This window comes from Parafrankia sp. Ea1.12 (assembly GCF_900465275.1).
Classification (GTDB): Bacteria; Actinomycetota; Actinomycetes; order Frankiales; family Frankiaceae; genus Parafrankia; species Parafrankia soli.
In genome coordinates, this window is the sequence record NZ_UBIZ01000092.1 from 1 (window position 1) to 16,436 (window position 16,436).

Below are 16,436 nucleotides of genomic sequence, written 5' to 3' on the forward strand. Positions count from 1 at the left end.
CGTCGTTGGTGATCGTGGGGACGCCCCACTTCTTCTCCAGCACGACGTTGCGACCCTTGGGGCCGAGCGTGACCTTGACCGCGTCGGCCAGCTGGTTCATGCCGCGCTCCAGGCCGCGCCGTGCCTCCTCGTCGAAGGCAATGATCTTCGGCATGGTGTCTGGGTCCTCCCAGGGGGATGGCAGTTCGATGGCCTGGCCACAACGACGCCCGCGACGGACGGCTCCGACCCGGCCCCCGTGCGAACGGAAGGATGACCAGGAAGCCTCGTCGTTTCAGCCCTTGGCACTCCCATGGGGAGAGTGCCAAGTCCTGTTTAGCACTCGGCATGGGTGAGTGCAAGCTCGCCCCCCGTGTCCCATCGGCGTGGCGGCAGGCCGCCGAGGCCTCCCCGCCTGCGGCGACATCCACGGGAAATCGGTGTGGCCCCAGGCGGAATCGGTGTCGAACAACGCCATCCTGACCAGCCGCGCACAACTCCCCGCCCGGCTACGCGCACACGACGCCGACCGACCACCACCGGGCTCGGTTCGGCCCGCGACCGGCCCACCACCGGTTCGGGCTGGTCCACCGCTGGGTTCGGCCGGGCCATCGCCCGGTGCGCCCGGGCCCCACCGGCCCGTTCCGCGGGAGGCCCCGCCACCGCTGCGCGAGAGCCCCGGGCGCTGCCGCTCCGTGGGCCCGGGTGTCACCGTTCTGCGGGCGCCCGGGAGCCGCGGTTTCGCGCGGGTCCGGGCGCCGACGCTTCGTCGGGGAGAGCGGGAGGCTAGTCGTCGCCGAGGCCGGCGGCCTCGAACGCGGAGAGCGAGGGCGGGATCGTGGCGGTGGGGCCACCTGTGGAGACCAGGGGGTCGAGGGTCTTCAGCCCGTCGCCGGTGTTGTAGATCACCGTCTCGACGTCCGGGTCGAGGAGGCCCTCGTTCAGCAGGCGGCGCAGGCAGGCGACGGTGACGCCGCCGGCGGTCTCCCCGAAGATCCCCTCGGTGCGGGCCAGGAGGCGGATGCCGTCCACGATCTCGTCGTCGGTGACGTCGGTGATGGCGCCGCCGGTGCGGCGGGCGACGTCGAGGGCGTAGGGGCCGTCCGCCGGGTTGCCGATCGACAGCGACTTGGCGATCGTCGACGGCTTCACCGGGGCGACCGTGTCGGCGCCGCGGGCGTAGGCGGCGGCGACGGGGTTGCAGCCGGCGGCCTGGGCGCCGAAGACCTTGTACGGGGTGGGCTCGACGAGCCCGAGGCGGCCGAGCTCGCCGAACGCCTTGTCGACCTTGGTCAGCAGGGAGCCGGAGGCGATCGGCACCACGACCTGGCCGGGGATGCGCCAGCCGAGCTGCTCGGCGACCTCGTAGCCGAGGGTCTTCGAGCCCTCCGCGTAGAACGGCCGGACGTTGACGTTGACGAACGCCCACTCGTACTCGCCGGCCAGCTCGCTGCACAGCCGGTTGACGTCGTCGTAGTTGCCCTTGATCGCGACGAGGGTGCCGCCGTACACGGCCGTCGACACGGTCTTGCCGGCTTCCAGGTCGTGCGGGACGAGCACGACCGAGCGCAGGCCGGCGGACGCGGCGTGGGCGGCGACGGACTGGGCGAGGTTCCCGGTGGACGCGCAGGCGACGGTGTGGAAGCCGAGCTCGCGGGCGGCGGTGAGGGCCACCGAGACGACCCGGTCCTTGAACGAGTGGGTCGGGTTCGCGCTGTCGTCCTTGACCCACAGGGTGCGCATGCCGAGCTCGGCGGCGAGGCGCTGGGCGGGTCGCAGCGGGGTCCAGCCGGCGTCGAGGGAGACGCGCCGTTCGGCGACGTGCCCGGCGGGCAGCAGGCCGACGTACCGCCACAGGTTGGACGGCCCGGCCTCGATCGACGCCCGGGTGACCTTGCGCAGCCGGTCCTCGTCGTAGGCGATCTCGAGCGGCGCGAAACACTCGACACAGACGTGGGTGGCCGACAGCGGGTAGGTGGCACCGCAGTGACGACAGGACAGCGAGACGGCGGGGTTGGCGGCGTCCGGGCTCGGGAGAGTGGCGCGCTCGGGCGCGAGAGTCATGCGGAACTCCTCATCTTTCCCGGGAGCCGGCTGCGTCCCGGGTCGGAATTAGCACCTGCCGCGCATGGATGCGACGGTGGTTGCCGGGGCTTCGCTGGGCCGTTCCCTCTGCCCCTCTGGATGAGCCAGATGAAGTTGTCTGTCCGTACTGTAGACCGCGTGCGGACAGGCGTGCACCGGAGTTCCGGCGGTTTGCCGTGTGCCACAGGTGCTTCGATGACACGTCCTGAGGTGGGCCGCGGTCGGGTCGAGGGGCCGTGTGCCCGCGTCACCTGGGCCGCTTGCCGCCGGCCGCGATCTCGCCGGACCGACACCAGGGAGCCCGAAGCGTGAGCGTTCGTGTGGTCTACACCGATCTCGACGGAACGATGGTCGGCCCGCGGGGCTGCTTCTTCCGGGCCGAGGGCGGCGACACCACCCTTGACCCCGCCCGCGCACTCGTCGACCTGCACGACGCGGACATCGCGCTGGTGCTGGTCTCCGGGCGGACGAGGCCGCAGCTCGTGGAGGCCGCCGGGATCTTCGGCGCCGACGGGTTCATCGGCGAGCTGGGCGCGATCATCGGATGGAACACCGGGCTCGACACCGAGATCCTGCGCGGCGCGATGCCCGACTCGTTCGAGCGGGTGCCGGAGAGCCTGCTCGACGAGCTGATCAAGCTGCACCCCGGCCGCCTGGAGCTGCACACCCCCTGGCACACCGGCCGCGAGGTGGACGTCATGCTGCGTGGCCGGATCGACGTCGCCGAGGTGGACGGCTGGCTGGCCGAGTCCGGTTTCGGCTGGCTGAGCATGCGCGACAACGGGCTCATCTCACCGGCGCACATGCCCGATCTAGGCGTGCACCCGCACGTCTACCACCTGGTGCCGGACGGCGTCAGCAAGGGCGACGCCGTCGCGCACGACCTCAAGCGGCGCGGGGTGGACCCGGCCGAGGCGATCGCCATCGGCGACTCCGCCAGTGATCTCGCGATGGCCCGTTCGGTGGGGCGGATGCACCTGGTGGCCAACGCGGTGCGCCACCCGGACATCGCCGCGCTGCTCCCGGCCTACGACAACGTGGTGGTCGAGGACGGCCCGCTCGGTGCAGGTTGGGCCACCGCGGTGCGCGCCGCGCTCGGCGCCGGCTGACCGCGGGCCCCGTCGCGGCGGCCCTGCCGGGCGGCATTCCGGCGGCGCGCACCCGCGGTGCTTGCGGGTGGCGCCCCGACAGGGCACTCGATGGCCTACGCTCCGCTGTGTGCGTCACATGCCGGGCATCGGGGAGTTCACGGCGCCCGGGAGCGAGTACCCGGCCCAGGCCGATCTGCTGATCGCGTCGAACCGGGGGCCGGTGTCGTTCGTCGTCGGCGACGACGGCCTGCTGCATCCCCGGCGCGGCGGCGGCGGTCTGGTCAGCGGCCTGGCCCAGGTCGTCCAGGACACGCCCGAGGACGGCCGGGAGATCGTCTGGGTCTGCGCGGCCCTCAGTGACGCCGACCGGCGGGCCGCCCGCTCCGCTCCGGGCGGCCGCATCGACCGCAGCGGCTACGACACCGGCGGCGCCTCGGTGCGGATGCTGGACCTCGACCGCGTGCTGTTCGACCGCGCCTACAACGCGGTCGCCAACCGGACGCTCTGGTTCGTCCTGCACCTGTTGCATGCGCCGGCGACGGAGCCGAGCTTCGGCGCGTCCTTCCGCAAGGACTGGGCCGCCTACGAGGCGTACAACGCGGCGTTCGCGGACGCGCTGGCCGAGCTGGCGGCGCCGGGGGCGTGCGTGCTCGTCCAGGACTACCACCTGACGCTGGTCCCCGCCCGGCTGCGCCAGATGCGGCCGGACCTGCGGATAGCCCATTTCAGCCATACGCCGTGGTCCCCGCCGGAGTACTTCCGGATGCTGCCCGACGACGTGTCCGCGGCGATCCTGCACGGCATGCTCGGGGCGGACCGGCTCGGCTTCCTCGCCCCGGCGTGGGCGGCGGCCTTCCGCGACTGCTGCGCCGAGATCCTCGGCGCCGAGGTGGTGGGCGACACCGTCACCGCCGGCGGGCGCACCGTGCGCACCAGCCTGTACCCCCTTGGAGTGGACGCCGCCGAGCTGCGGGACCGCGCCGCCCGCCCCGACGTCCGTGCCCGCGCGGCCGAGCTGCGCGAGCTGGCGGGGGGCTGCCGCCTGGTGGTCCGGGTCGACCGCACCGAGCTGTCCAAGAACATCGTCCGCGGCCTGGACGCCTACCGCGAGCTGCTCCGCTCGCACCCGGAGTGGCACGGTCGGGTCATGCACCTGGTGTGCGCCTACCCGTCCCGCCACGACCTGCCCGAGTACCGCGAGTACACGGCGGCCGTCCAGCGCCTCGCCGCCGAGATCGAGGACGAGTTCGGGACGGACACCTGGCTGCCGGTGCACCTGGAGATCAACGACGACTTCCCGCGCTCGCTGGCCGCCATGACGCTCGCGGACGTCCTCGTGGTGAACCCGATCCGGGACGGGATGAACCTCGTCGCCAAGGAGGGGATGGTGGTCTCGGCCGACGGCGGGGTCCTCGTCCTCTCCCGGGAGGCGGGGGCGTGCTCGCAGATGGGCGCCGACGCGGTCGTGGTGAACCCGTTCGACGTGACGGCCACCGCGGAGGCGATGCACACCGCGCTGGTCATGCCGGCGGCTGAGCGGCGCGAGCGGGCCCGGCGGCTGGCCGCCGTCGCCGGTGAGCTGCCGCCGCGGGCCTGGTTCCGGGCGCAGCTGGACGAGATCCGCGGCCACGCGCCGGCGGAACCGGACCGCGCCGGCTGATCCGGTTCCCCGGGCCGGGCCGGCCCCCGAGCCCGGTTCCCGGGTCAGGCCCCGAGCGGCCGTCCCGGGTCATGCCTCGAGTCGACGTCGCGGGTCAGGCGCCGAGGCGGTCGGCGAGTACCTCCAGCAGGGTGACCATGCCGGTCGGGCCGCTGACGACCAGATCCGCCCGCTCGCGCAGCACGTCGGGCACCTCCGGGCTGTCGCTGCACACGGTGATCGCGCCCAGGCCGCCGGCCCGCAGCTCGTCGACCGCCTCGAAGGCGGGGAGATCCCCGTAGTCGTCGCCGGCGACGAGGACGGACCGGGCCGCCCGCTCGGCGACGAGCCCGCGCAGGGCACGGCCCTTGTCGTGACCGGGCGGGCGCAGCTCCAGGACCCGCTTGCCCGGCGCCGCCTCGAGCCCGTGCTCCTCGGCGAGCCTGGTCAGCGCCGGGGTGAGCGCCGCCAGCGCGGCGTCGGGGTCGGCGGTCCGCCGCACGTGGACGACCAGCGCGTGCCGCTTGTCCTCGACCGACGTCCCGGCCGGGGCGTCGTGCAGTGCGTCTGGCAGGGCCGAGCGCAGCGCCTCCACCCCGGGCAGTGGTTCCGGGGCGGTGGTCTGCCGGGTCTCGGCGTCCCACCGCTGCAGCCCGTACTGGCCGAGGACGAGCAGGTGCCCGAGATCGGTGAACCGCTCCACCCCGGTGAGCTCGAGGACGGCGTCCACCGGCCGGCCGGTGATGATCGCGACGGTGCCGACGCGGCGGGAGATCCGCCCCAGCGCGGCCATCGCGCCGGGCGCGGGCACCGCGTCGGAGGGCCGGGAGACGATCGGGGCGAGGGTGCCGTCGTAGTCGAGGGCGACGAGCGCCTTGTCCGGCGTCGTCAGCAGGGCGGCCAGGCCGGCGCCGCCGGCCAGGGTGCGCGGGGCGGGGGCAGGCTCGGCGGTGGCGTGGGCACCCGCGGGAGCGGGCGGCGAGGGCGCGGAGGAGTCGGTCACGATCCCTTCCCGGTCACGTCGTTTGTGAGGGATGGTGGCTGCTGGTGGGCCGTTGTCAGGGCTGGTCGTCGGTCGGGAAGTCACGGGTGACGACCAGGATCAGGGTGTCGGTCTCGATGATCCTCGTTTCTGCGCGGGGCACCATGCGCTCGACGCCGGGAACCGTCTCGAGCAGGGTGCGCGCGGCGTCGGCGTCCTCGGGATCGTAGAAGACGGTCGAAACCGGCACGTTGTACTGGCCCAGGTAGTTGCCGACCCGTTCGACCCGGAAGCCGGCCGCCTCCACCCGGTTGGCGGCGCTGTCCGCGAGACCCGCGATCCGGGAGTTGTTCAGCACGACGACGGGCGCGAAGACCTTCGGCGCCCCGGTGGCCGGGGCCGCGGGTGGCTGCGCCGGGGCGGATTGCGGCGTCGGCGACGGCCGCGGGCCGGGTGTCGGGCTGGGCGACCGGCTCGGGGTCGCCCGCTCCGACGGCGTCGGGCTGGAGGAGTCCTCGGGGCGGTCTGCGCCCTGCGCCGGCTCGCCCGAGGGGGCGGCGGGCTCGCCGGTCACCGCCGGGGCGGCGCCGTCGTCGGAGTCGCCGGACCCGTTGAACAGGTTCACCAGCAGAATTCCGGCCAGTACGGCCAGCACGGCCACCAGGGCGGCACCTGCCATGCGCAGGCGGTCACCACCCGGGTGTCGGGAGAAGTCGTGGGAGCCTCTGGGCACGGGCTCTCCTCAGGCGTCGTCGGAACCGTCGTCGCCGGGCTCACCGGCGTCGTCCACATGACCGGCGCGGGCGCGCCGGCGTTGCTCGCGCAGCCGCCGCAGTCGGCGGACGAGCATCGGGTCGGCGGCCAGCGCGGCCGGCGAGTCGATCAGAACGTTCAGGATCTGGTAGTAACGGGTTGACGACAGGCCGAACTCCGCCCGGATGGCGGCCTCCTTGGCGCCGGGATAGCGCCACCACTGGCTTTCGAAGGCGAGGACCCGGGCTTCCCGTTCCGTCAGCCCGTTGGCGCCGCGCCCGTTCTCGCCGGAGCCACCCTCGCCGCCGCCGGTCGCGCTCCCGCCTGCCGCCGCCTGGCTGGGCCCGGAGTTTTCCGGCCCTGAACCGGTTGGCCTGGAACCTGCGGGCCCTGGATCCGCGGGTCTGGATCCGGTGGGCCCGTGACCTACGGGTCCGGCGCTGGTGGGCCTGGAGTTCGCAGGCCCGGAACCCGCGGGCCTGGTGCCGGCGGGGCCGGAGCCGCCTGGGCCGGTGTGGCCGCCGGGGCCCGTGTCCGCGGAGCCGCTCCGCCCCGGGCGCGGCGACGAGGCCGGGCCCGGGACACTTCGGCGCCGGGCCTCGGCATGGGCGGCGTCCACGCTGGGACCTCCTTGTGGGCAGCCTCGCTACGGAGGCGCTCAAGCGGGCGTACGCGCACCACGGTCGCGTGGTCGCCGCCCACTATTTCACCCTGTGCGTCCGACATCCCCGTTCGTTCCCGGGACACACCCTGGCGCGTCGGTCACGCTGCCCCCGCACGGACCCGTCCGGTGGCACGGAGCCCGTCCGGTGGCGCCCGGGCCGGGCGGCCCGGGCGCGCCCTGCCCTACCGTTGAACTGTGCAACCGCCTGAGGACGGGCCCGGTGCCGCCCGGGGCGCCGACGACGGCCGCCGGTTCGCCCGGACGCCGGAGGACTTCGCGTGCCTGGTGTGCGGCGCCACCGTGCGCGGCGACGGGTACACGAACCACTGCCCGGCCTGCCTCTGGTCGCGGCATGTCGACGTCAACCCCGGCGACCGCGCGGCGCCGTGCCGCGGGCTGATGCGTCCTGTCGGGGTGGAGATGCGTGCGCGCGAGACCGTCCTGACTCACCGCTGCGAGAGCTGCGGGCACCTGCGGCGCAACCGGACCTCGCCCGCCGACGCCGAGTCCGCGCTGTTCGCGCTGGCCGCCCGGGTCGCGGACGAGGTGAGCCTGCGGGGCCCGGGCGACGCCGGCCTCAGGGGTGGGGCGGCCGTCAGGGGTACAGGCCGCGGGTCCGGTGCGCCTCGGCGACGCGGGCGACCCCGATGATGTGGGCGGCCGTCCGCAGGCTCACCCGCCGTTCGCGGGCCAGCGCCGACACCTCCTGGTAGGACCGCTGCATGAGAGCGCGCAGCCGGTCGTTGACCTGGTCCTCGGTCCAGAAGTACGCCTGGATGTCCTGCACCCACTCGAAGTAGGAGACGGCGACCCCGCCGCCGTTGGCGAGGATGTCGGGGACGATCACCGTCCCCTTGCCCGTCAGGACGTGGTCCGCCTCGGCGGTTACCGGCCCGTTCGCGCCCTCGACGATCAGCGGTGCCCGGACGCGGTCCGCGTTGCCGATGTTGATGACCCCCTCCAAGGCGGCGGGGACGAGCATGTCGACGTTCAGCTCGAGCAGCTCGGTGTTGGTGATCGTGTCGGTGCCCGGGTAGCCGACGACGGTGTCGGCCCCGCGGGCCAGGTGGCGGATCAGCGCGGACGGGTTCAGCCCCGCCCGGTTGTGGATGCCGCCCTTCACGTCCGACACCGCGACCAGCCGGCAGCCGGCGTCGTGCAGGTACTGGGCGGCCAGGGCGCCCACCTTGCCGAACCCCTGGACGGCGACCGTGGTCTCCCGAGGGTCCCGGCCGAGCTCGCGCAGCGCGGCGAACGCGGCGAGCTGGACCCCGCGGCTGGTCGCCCCGGCACGCCCGGCGGACCCCCCGATGGACAGCGGCTTGCCCGTGACGACTCCCGGGGCGGTGTGGCCGGTGTGCGTCGAGTAGGTGTCCATGATCCAGGCCATGGTCTGCTCGTCGGTGCCGACGTCCGGGGCCGGGATGTCCTTGTCCGGCCCGATCAGGGGGACGAGCTCGGCGGCGTACCGGCGGGTCATCCGCTCCCGCTCCTGCCGGGAGAGCAGCCCGGGCTCGACCGCGATGCCGCCCTTCGCGCCGCCGTAGGGGATCCCCATCAGCGCGCACTTCCACGTCATCCACATGGCCAGCGCCTTGACCTCGTCCAGGTCGCAGGCCGGGTGGTAGCGCAGCCCGCCCTTGGCCGGCCCGCGGGCGAGGTTGTGCTGAACGCGGTAGCCGGACAGGACGAGCAGCTGCCCGTCGTCCCGCAGCAGCGGGACGGAGACGGTGATCGACCGCCGCGGCGTGCGCAGCAGGTCGTGCATGCCGTCGTCGAGACCCAGGTGCTGGGCCGCGTCGGCGAGCTGCACGCACGCCGTGTCCCAGGCGGAGCCGGTCCCGAGGATCACAGAACACCTCCGCGGCGCGTCCGGCCACCCGTAACGCGCGGAGCGCGCCGTCGGGCTCCGCGCTCACGGGCGCAAATGCGCACCGTGGAGTGACTCCTGCTGTCGGTAGCAGGTACGTGGGCTCGAGGCACGTAACCGCTCGTGTGACGCTAGGTTGCGCAGCGTACTCGCATGGCTACGACTGTCCCACGTCGGTACCGCGCTCGCCGCCGCGACCGGTACCTTCCGGGGATCGTGAACAGCGCGGGAGTAGCAGGTCCGGCAGGACGGGCGCGCGGCCCGGCACGCTGGTACGCGGCCCTGCGAGGACGGCCGCTGGTCGTCCGGTGGGTCGTCAGCCGGGCCCTGCTGCTCACCCTGGCGCTGGCCGGCCAGGTGTTCGGCGCGCAGCAGAGCGTTCTCGGTGATGTCGATCTCTACCGGGAGTGGGGCCACACGCTCGTCGGTGACGGGACGGTGCCCGGGGACGAGAAATGGCAGTACCCGCCGGGCGCGGCGGTCGTCCTGGCGCTGCCCGCGGTGCCGCGCGAGCTGGCCGGCGTCCCGTATGAGGTGTCCTTCTACCTGCTGATGCTCGTCGTGGACGCGGTGCTCACCCGGGCGCTGGCCCGCCGCTCACCCGCGGCAGCCCGGTACTGGCTGCTGGCCACGCTCGCCCTCGGCCCGGTGATGCTGACCCGGTTCGACCTGGTGCCGGCGGCCGCGGCGCTGGCCGCGGTCCTCGCCCTGGACGGCTCCGCGCCCGGTGGCACCCATGGCTCCGGTGACGCTGAGCCTCCTGATGGCGCTGGTCGGCCGGGGCACTCCCGGCGCCTCCGCCCGTTCAGTTTTTTCGGTGCGCTTGGTTCACTCGGTCGTTTCGGTGGCTGGGTGGCGCTGGGCGTGGCGGTGAAGGTGTGGCCCGGGTTGCTCCTGGTGGCCCTGGGACGACGCGGGCTGACGCGCCCGGGCTCGCCGGTGCTGGGCCGGGTGGCGCGGATCGTGGCGGGTGCGGGTGTGACGGCGGCCGTCCTGGCCGCCGTCCTCGTGCTCGCCGGTTGGTGGCGGGGCGCGCTGGGGTTCCTGAACGCGCAGAGCGCCCGCGGCCTGCAGATCGAGGCGGTTCCGGCCACCCCGTTCGTCGTGGCGCGGATGCTCGGGATCGGCTCCGCCCCGGAGTACTCCTACGGGTCACTCCAGTTCGACGGCGGGCTCGCCAGGGCGGTGGCGACGGCCTGTTCGCTCGCCGAGGTGATCGTGATCGCCGCCGCGGTCCTGTGGTGGTGGGCGCGGCGGTCCCCTGGTCGGGCCGTGGACGCCTCCCCCCGGCCGGGCGGGGACGGTTCGATGGACGCGGAGGGCACATCGTCGGTTGCCGGGCGTGGCCTCGCGCTGGTCCTGCTGATTGTGATCACCTCGCGGGTGCTCAGCCCGCAGTACCTGGTCTGGCTGCTCGTCCTCGCCGCCGCCGCCGTCCGCCCGTCCACCGCCGGCGCCGAGCGTGTGCGGGCCGAGTCATCGGACCACTCCGAGAGCACAGGCGGCCGGCTCGGGTGGTCCGGGTGGCGTGGGTGGCGTGGGCGGAAGGTCGACGCGGCGGGGCTGCTCGCCGTCTGCGCCGTGCTGTCGCAGGTCGTCTACCCGTGGCGCTACAACGACGTCGTGCAGGGGCGGGTCGTCGGCGGGCTGCTGCTGGTCGCGCGCAACGCCGTGCTCGTCACCGCGGCCTGGTACGCGCTTCGGGCCGCGGCGCGGGAATCGTCCGGCGACGGACAGTCGTCCGGCGACGGACCGCCGGCACAGTCGCCGCCGACACCACTGCCGCCGACACCACCACCAGGGCAGCGCCGAGCAGCGGGTCGGCCCGGCCGAGCAGTCGCCAGGTGGCGGCGAGCGGCGACAGCGTCGCGAGGCACAGCCAAACCGACGTGACGGCGATCAGCCCGACGGCCGCGCGGGTCTGCCGTCCGGGCGGGGATGGGGCGAGTGCGACCAGCGCGGCCAGGAACGGCACGCTCAGAGCGAGATACCACGGGTAGACCACGGGGGAGCCGAGCACCAGGGCCATCCCCCCGAAACCCACGACAACCAGGTCGTCCCGGCGGCCGGGCTCCGGCCCGGTCGGCCTGACGGCGTCGGGCGTGAGCGGCCGGGTGGCCTGTGCCGCCGGTCGCGCCGTCGCTCGCGCCGGCCAGGTCCGCAGCGCGAGCCAGGCTACGGTCAGGCCGACAACGGCCAGCACGAGGGCGCGGGTGGCGCCGAGCACGGCGTCGGAGTCTCCGGGCCACTCGAGGCCGACGATCCGCGGCGCCAGGTCGACGAGGGTCGCGAAGACCGAGGCGGGCGCGATGCCGGTCTCGAGCTTGCCCGAGGTGGCCAACGCGCCTATCCAGGTCGGCCCGAATCCGCCTGCGGCCATCCCGGCCAGCAGCGCCAGGGCCGCCGCCACGGTGTCCGCGGCGAGCGCCGTCCCGATCGTCGCCGCGCGCCGGCCGGGCCGCCCGGTGGCCGCGGCCGGTCCGGAGTGCCAGGCATCGCGGACGTGGACGAAGACCAGCCAGCCGGCGCCGAGGAACGCGGTGGCCTTCACGCTGCCCGCCAGACACGCGAAGGCCACCGCGGTGGCGCCGAGAGCCCAGCTGGGAGCGCGACCGGTCCCGCGGCCACGGTCGATCACCAGCGCCGCGACGAGCAGCGCTGCGGCGAGGGCGTCCAGGTGCGCGCCGCCGACCAGATGAATGATCACAAACGGGTTCGCAGCCAGCAGCGCGAGCACGATCGCCACCGTTCGACCAGAACGGCACCGACCAGAACGGCCACCCTGGTCCGCTCGGCGCGGGCCGCCGGGCAGCCTCAGGGCCAGGGCGACCAGGAGCACGGTCGAGATCAGGGCGACCACCCGCAGCGCGGCGACCGTCCCGGCCGCGCCGGTCCCGAGCAGGTCACCGAGCGCCGCGCACGCGCGTTCGACACCCACCCCCAACCCCCCGTAGGGGGCGTGTGTGTCGCGCCACCGCGGATCGACCGCGGCGATGAACAGACCCCCGCCTGCCTCCCGCGAGAGCAGGCTGTTGATGCCGTGCGTCGCCGGGTCGAGACCGTGCCGGGCGAGCTCGCCCTGGGCGGCGTAGGCGTAGACGTCCCGGCTGAACAGCGGCGGTCCCACCGCGAACGGGACGGCCCACGCGAGCGCGGCGGCGCCGGCCGCCCGCGGCGAGATCGTCCCGCGGCGCGCGCGTGCCAGCAGGAGCAGCCAGCTCAGGCAGAGCCCGATCACGGCCAGCCCGGCTGTGGCGGCAAGCACGCCCCTGGCCGTGTCCGCGGGCTGTCCGGATGGGAGAATTCCCCACCAGGACGACGGGTCGGCCACTTCAGGATCTCGCGGCCCGAGCCGAGCCTCACTGATCATGGCGAGCGCGGCGGCGATCGCGCCGGCCAGGATCAGCCGCCACGCGGGCCGGTCGCCGGCCCCTCGGTCGACGCGGCCGTGCGGCTCGGGATGGGATGGTCCCACGAGCTCGGCGGGGCCGTCCGCCCGAACGGCCGCGCCCCGACGGGCGGCCCGTGGGTCGCCCTGGGTGGTCACGGCGCCGGACGGACCGGCGGCGGAAGGTGGGGAGGTGGCGGGTGGGTCTGCTCGCGACGCCCGAACCACCGGTCGGAACCACCGTGGACGCCCCGGCCGCGTCGGGGATCCCCCGGCCGGGCGGAACCGGGCGTCGCCACGACTCACTCGCACAGACCTCCTGCCTCGCCGTGGGACCCCGTCGCCGTAACAGGCTGGTCGAGGGGGCCGTGACCCTGGGTACGGCGGTGCGGCGGCGCCCCTGGCTGCTGACCGCCGTCCTGTGCCTGATCTGCGTGTGCCTCGATGTGACCGGCCCCGACACCCCTGCCCAGGAGTATCGGGTGTGGCTGTTCGAGCACGGCGGCGCGGTGCTGTGGGACGACGGCTGGTACGGCGGCCATACGATACCGGGCTACAGCGTCCTGTTCCCCCCACTGGGCGCCCTCCTGGGTGTGCAGGCGGTGGGGGCGCTCGCGTGCGTCGCGTCGACCGTCGCCGTCACCAGGCTGTTGCGCGGGCCGGGGGTGCGCCACGGTCAGGACCTGCCGCTGCTGTGGTTCGCGGTGGCCACCGTGGCCAATCTGGTGGTCGGCCGGATGCCCTTCGCGCTCGGGATGGCCTTCGGCGCGGTCGCGCTGGTCGGGGCACGCGAGCGCCGGGTGTGGCTGGTGTGGGCCGGGGCGGTGCTGGCCTCGCTGGCCTCGCCGTTGGCCGCCGGGTTCGTGCTCATGGTGGGGCTGGCGCTGGCGCTGACCGGGTCGCTGCCCCGCCGCGTGATCCTCGCCTTCGGCGGGGCCGGAGCCGGGATCATCGTCGCCCTCGCCTTCCCGGAGGAGGGCTACCAGCCCTTCCCGGCTGTGACCTTCCTGTCGTTGCTCGCCCTGATCGGTGGCGGGCTGCTCCTTGTTCCGAAGGAGCACCGGGCGGTCCGCAACGGGCTGTTGCTGTGGGCGGGCGCGGCGATCGTGTTCTTCTTCGTGCCCACCCAGGTCGGGGGGAACATCACCCGTCCGGCGACGCTTCTCGCCGGTCCCGCCGCCGCGGTGTTCCTGGCCACCCGGCCGCGGGCGCTCGCGCTGGTCGCCATCCCGTTGATCGGATGGCAGATCGGGCCCATCCACGGCGCGTTCGTGACTCATGGTGATCCGTCCGCCGCTCCTGGGTACTACACCGACCTGCTGGGCTACCTTGACAACGGCGGGCCGGTACCGGCCGGGCGGGTCGAGATCCCCTTCACCCAGGCGCACTGGGAGGCCCGGTACGTCGCCCCGAAGCTGCCCATGGCCCGGGGCTGGCTTCGCCAGCTCGACAGCAAGTACAACGCCCTGTTCTACGACGGGACGCTCACCGCCGAGACCTACCACGAGTGGCTGCTGGCCCGCGGCGTCACGTATGTCGCGCTGCCCAACGTCGACCTCGACCCGTCCGCGGTCGCCGAGGCCAAGCTGCTCCGGTCCGGCCTGCCCTACCTGGAGCTGGCCTGGCAGAACGCCGACTGGAAGGTCTGGCTGGTCCGGGATTCGTCCGGCCTCGTGCGGGGCCCGGCGACCCTCACCGAGCTGGGCGTCAGCTCCGTCGCGGTGTCGTTCGCCAGCCCGGGGGTCGCCACGGTCCTGGTGCACTACACGCCGTACTGGCAACTGACTGAGGGTGACGCCTGCGTGTTCCGGGCCGCTGGGGGCTGGACGGGCATCCTCACCCAGTCGGCCGGCGCCGTGCGCCTGTCCGCCCGGCTCTCCGTGGACGGCCTGACCCGGGCCAGCGCCCTTGACTGCCCGGCCGACCACCGCCTGCACTGACGCAGCGGGCCCAGCCAGGCGAGCGGTCAGCCGGGTGGGCGGTCGGGTGGGCGGTCAGTCGGGTGGGCGCGGTGTCATCCGCACGATGCGCAGGCCGGCTGTGGCCAGCACCTGGGGCATGTTGCGCACCACGTCGCGGTCGCGGTCCTGGTCCGCCGGGGAGAGCTGCTCCCAGTCGACGAGGGACGGGTGACGCGGATCGGAGCCGCCCCGCTCCACCGGCCCGTACCGCACCCCGCGGCTCTCCCGCTCGCGCCGCCAGCGGGCATGCTCCGCCTGGGCCAGCTCCTCCAGCTCCTCCGGCGTGAAGACGAACTCCGGGTCGTGCTCCCCGGCCGGCATCAGCATCCAGTTCCGCCGGCGCAGGACGTCGCTGTACCCGATCGCCTGCGCCAGGTTGGCGGCCCGCAGATCGTCGTCCAGCTCGTCCCAGGGGCGCAGGCTCCGCCGCGAACGCAGGACCGCGCCGCCGGTCATCTCCTTGAACAGGTACTTCTCGTGGATGATCCGCGCGAAGCGCTCGATGAGGTCGTTCGCCCCGGGATCGAGGGGCAGCGCCTCGTCGTTGACCGCGAAGAACCGCAACCCGCCCTGGACGTCGTCCAGCAGCGCACCGCCGCCACGCCGCCCCGGGCCGGGCGGCGGCGGGACGGGCGCGTCGGGGCCGTCCGGGTCGGGTGCCTCGCGCGGGCCGAAGACGTCCTCGAAGCTGCGCTGCCGGCCGGTGCGCACGACGACCCGGGTGCCATGCTCGCCGAGGCTGGCGGCGCCCAGCGTGCGCGCCACCTCCAGCCCGCGCAGCAGCGCCTCCTCCTCGTCGCCGTGGCAGACGTAGACGAACTCCGGCGGGACGGTCCGGGTGCCCTCGACCGGGTCGTCGAGCTCGAGGACCGCCACGGGCAGCTCCCCGGACGGACTGTCGTTGGCCAACAGCTCGACCCGGGCCAGCGCCGGCTCCCGCGAGCGCATGGCCGCGGCCTCGACGGTCGCGTTCCGCCCCGACAGGACGATCCGCAGCGGTGGCGAGCCGGGCGAGCTGTAGTCGCGCCAGCGCCGCGCCAGCTCCATCACCACGGCCTGGCCCAGGTCGGACATCCCGAGAACGACGACCGGCGCCGGGCGCGCCCGCAGGTCGGGAAACTCGTCCGGCCGGGCCCAGGCAGGCGCGTTGCCGTTCAGCATGGCGTGCGCGCCGAGCACCTCCACCGCGAAGAAGTCGAGGCGGAAGCCAGGGTCGTTCTCCAGGCCGATGCGGCGGGCCCGCAGGTGCGGCAGCAGCGAGAGGTCGCCCACCTGGGCCAGGCAGCGCAGCGGATGGTCCAGCCGGGCGGAGGAGATCCGGCGGCTGCCGGCCCGGCTGGTCCGCACGACGCCACGGGCGGTGAGCGCGACGGCGAGGTTGGAGGCGGTGTCGTCCAGGCAGCTGTAGACGACGTCGGCCCGCATGATCCCCGCGCTGGCCAGGACGAGCCGCTCCACCGGGTCACCGATGACCCGCAGCAGGTTCGGGGGCCGCTCCGCGTCGGGATACTCCCGCTCGGCGTCCTCGGCGACGAGCACGACCCGGCTGTTCCCGACGAGCTTGTCCACGAGCGCGGAGGCGGTCGGCCCGGTGCCGCAGACGATGACGTGCCGGTGCGCGTGCCGGGCGCGGAACCGTTCGAACCGGTGCGCGAACAGGGTGCTGGCGGCGTCGGCGACACCGACGGCCGTCGCCAGCGGGGCGAGGAAACGGGCGATCTCCAGCGCTGGGGGGAACTGCCCGCCGTTCTCGAACATCGTGCCGTCGGCGAGGAAGAGCGTCGAGGCGAAGAAGATCACGTTCGCCCAGGTGAACGTCTCGGGCTCCGCGGAGAAGTGCTGGTACGAGCCGATGAGGCTCAGCACGAGGGCGATCAGCCCGAGCACGAGGAACGTGCCGAGCAGGTGGCGGCGCAGCCATCGGCCGATCCGCCCCATCCGGCCGAACAGCAGCGTCGCGTAGAGCCGCGCCGCCCGCGCCACCACCCCCCCCAGCAGGTGGCGCGGGTCCAGTACCCGGGCGA

11 protein-coding genes and 1 riboswitch are annotated in these 16,436 nt (G+C 74.3%); of the genes, 4 read left to right on the forward strand and 7 right to left on the reverse strand.

Annotated elements, in window-relative coordinates; all coding sequences use genetic code 11:
• Positions 1 to 765: 765 nt before the first annotated feature.
• Positions 766 to 2,043 (reverse strand): threonine synthase, encoded by a 1,278-nt coding sequence (thrC, locus tag FMEAI12_RS01505; protein WP_012157620.1) that lies wholly within the window; start codon positions 2,041 to 2,043, stop codon positions 766 to 768.
• Between the two features lie 7 nt (positions 2,044 to 2,050).
• Positions 2,051 to 2,170, reverse strand: a riboswitch (SAM riboswitch).
• 202 nt (positions 2,171 to 2,372) lie between these two features.
• On the opposite strand from thrC, the gene FMEAI12_RS01510 reads away from it, so the two are divergent.
• A complete protein-coding gene (locus tag FMEAI12_RS01510) occupies positions 2,373 to 3,173 on the forward strand; it encodes an HAD hydrolase family protein (RefSeq protein WP_112104717.1) in 801 nt (266 codons plus the stop codon).
• Positions 3,174 to 3,291: 118 nt separating this feature from the next.
• A complete protein-coding gene (locus FMEAI12_RS01515) occupies positions 3,292 to 4,815 on the forward strand; it encodes a trehalose-6-phosphate synthase (RefSeq protein WP_112104718.1) in 1,524 nt (507 codons plus the stop codon).
• A gap of 94 nt (positions 4,816 to 4,909) precedes the next feature.
• On the opposite strand, the gene otsB is transcribed toward FMEAI12_RS01515, so the two are convergent.
• The 3 genes from otsB to FMEAI12_RS39645 are packed head-to-tail and all read right to left on the reverse strand — an operon-like array spanning position 4,910 to position 7,148.
• Positions 4,910 to 5,797 (reverse strand): trehalose-phosphatase, encoded by an 888-nt coding sequence (gene otsB, locus FMEAI12_RS01520; protein WP_071060784.1) that lies wholly within the window; start codon positions 5,795 to 5,797, stop codon positions 4,910 to 4,912.
• A gap of 55 nt (positions 5,798 to 5,852) precedes the next feature.
• Positions 5,853 to 6,509, reverse strand: a complete 657-nt coding sequence (locus FMEAI12_RS01525; RefSeq protein ID WP_112104719.1) for a LytR C-terminal domain-containing protein — start codon at positions 6,507 to 6,509, stop codon at positions 5,853 to 5,855.
• A gap of 9 nt (positions 6,510 to 6,518) precedes the next feature.
• The gene (locus FMEAI12_RS39645) at positions 6,519 to 7,148 is read right to left on the reverse strand and encodes a DUF3263 domain-containing protein (protein WP_071060788.1); all 630 of its coding nucleotides are present in this window, start codon (positions 7,146 to 7,148) and stop codon (positions 6,519 to 6,521) included.
• A 240-nt stretch (positions 7,149 to 7,388) separates the two neighbouring features.
• On the opposite strand from FMEAI12_RS39645, the gene FMEAI12_RS01535 reads away from it, so the two are divergent.
• Entirely contained in the window at positions 7,389 to 7,844 is a 456-nt protein-coding gene (locus FMEAI12_RS01535) for an RNHCP domain-containing protein (RefSeq protein WP_012157626.1), read from the forward strand.
• On the opposite strand, the gene FMEAI12_RS01540 is transcribed toward FMEAI12_RS01535, so the two are convergent.
• The gene (locus FMEAI12_RS01540; protein ID WP_071060792.1) at positions 7,789 to 9,045 is read right to left on the reverse strand and encodes a Glu/Leu/Phe/Val dehydrogenase; all 1,257 of its coding nucleotides are present in this window, start codon (positions 9,043 to 9,045) and stop codon (positions 7,789 to 7,791) included. The two genes, FMEAI12_RS01535 and FMEAI12_RS01540, sit on opposite strands and share 56 nt — an antisense overlap.
• A gap of 1,696 nt (positions 9,046 to 10,741) precedes the next feature.
• Positions 10,742 to 12,610, reverse strand: a complete 1,869-nt coding sequence (gene mptB / locus FMEAI12_RS36950) for a polyprenol phosphomannose-dependent alpha 1,6 mannosyltransferase MptB (protein ID WP_200835138.1) — start codon at positions 12,608 to 12,610, stop codon at positions 10,742 to 10,744.
• 41 nt (positions 12,611 to 12,651) lie between these two features.
• Here mptB and FMEAI12_RS01555 point away from each other — a divergent pair, with 41 nt between their 5' ends.
• Entirely contained in the window at positions 12,652 to 14,391 is a 1,740-nt protein-coding gene (locus FMEAI12_RS01555; protein ID WP_112104722.1) for a hypothetical protein, read from the forward strand.
• Between the two features lie 54 nt (positions 14,392 to 14,445).
• Here the strand turns inward: FMEAI12_RS01555 and FMEAI12_RS01560 are convergent, their stop codons facing one another.
• Complete coding sequence (locus FMEAI12_RS01560; protein ID WP_112104734.1) at positions 14,446 to 16,395, reverse strand: NAD-binding protein; 1,950 nt, start codon at positions 16,393 to 16,395, stop codon at positions 14,446 to 14,448.
• Between the last annotated feature and the right edge of the window lie 41 nt (positions 16,396 to 16,436).

Excerpts from the sequence above, each read along its gene's own strand:
- FMEAI12_RS01515 (WP_112104718.1), top strand. The coding sequence starts at position 3,292 with ATGCCGGGCATCGGGGAGTTCACGGCGCCCGGGAGCGAGTACCCGGCC.
- thrC (WP_012157620.1), bottom strand. The coding sequence starts at position 2,043 with ATGACTCTCGCGCCCGAGCGCGCCACTCTCCCGAGCCCGGACGCCGCC.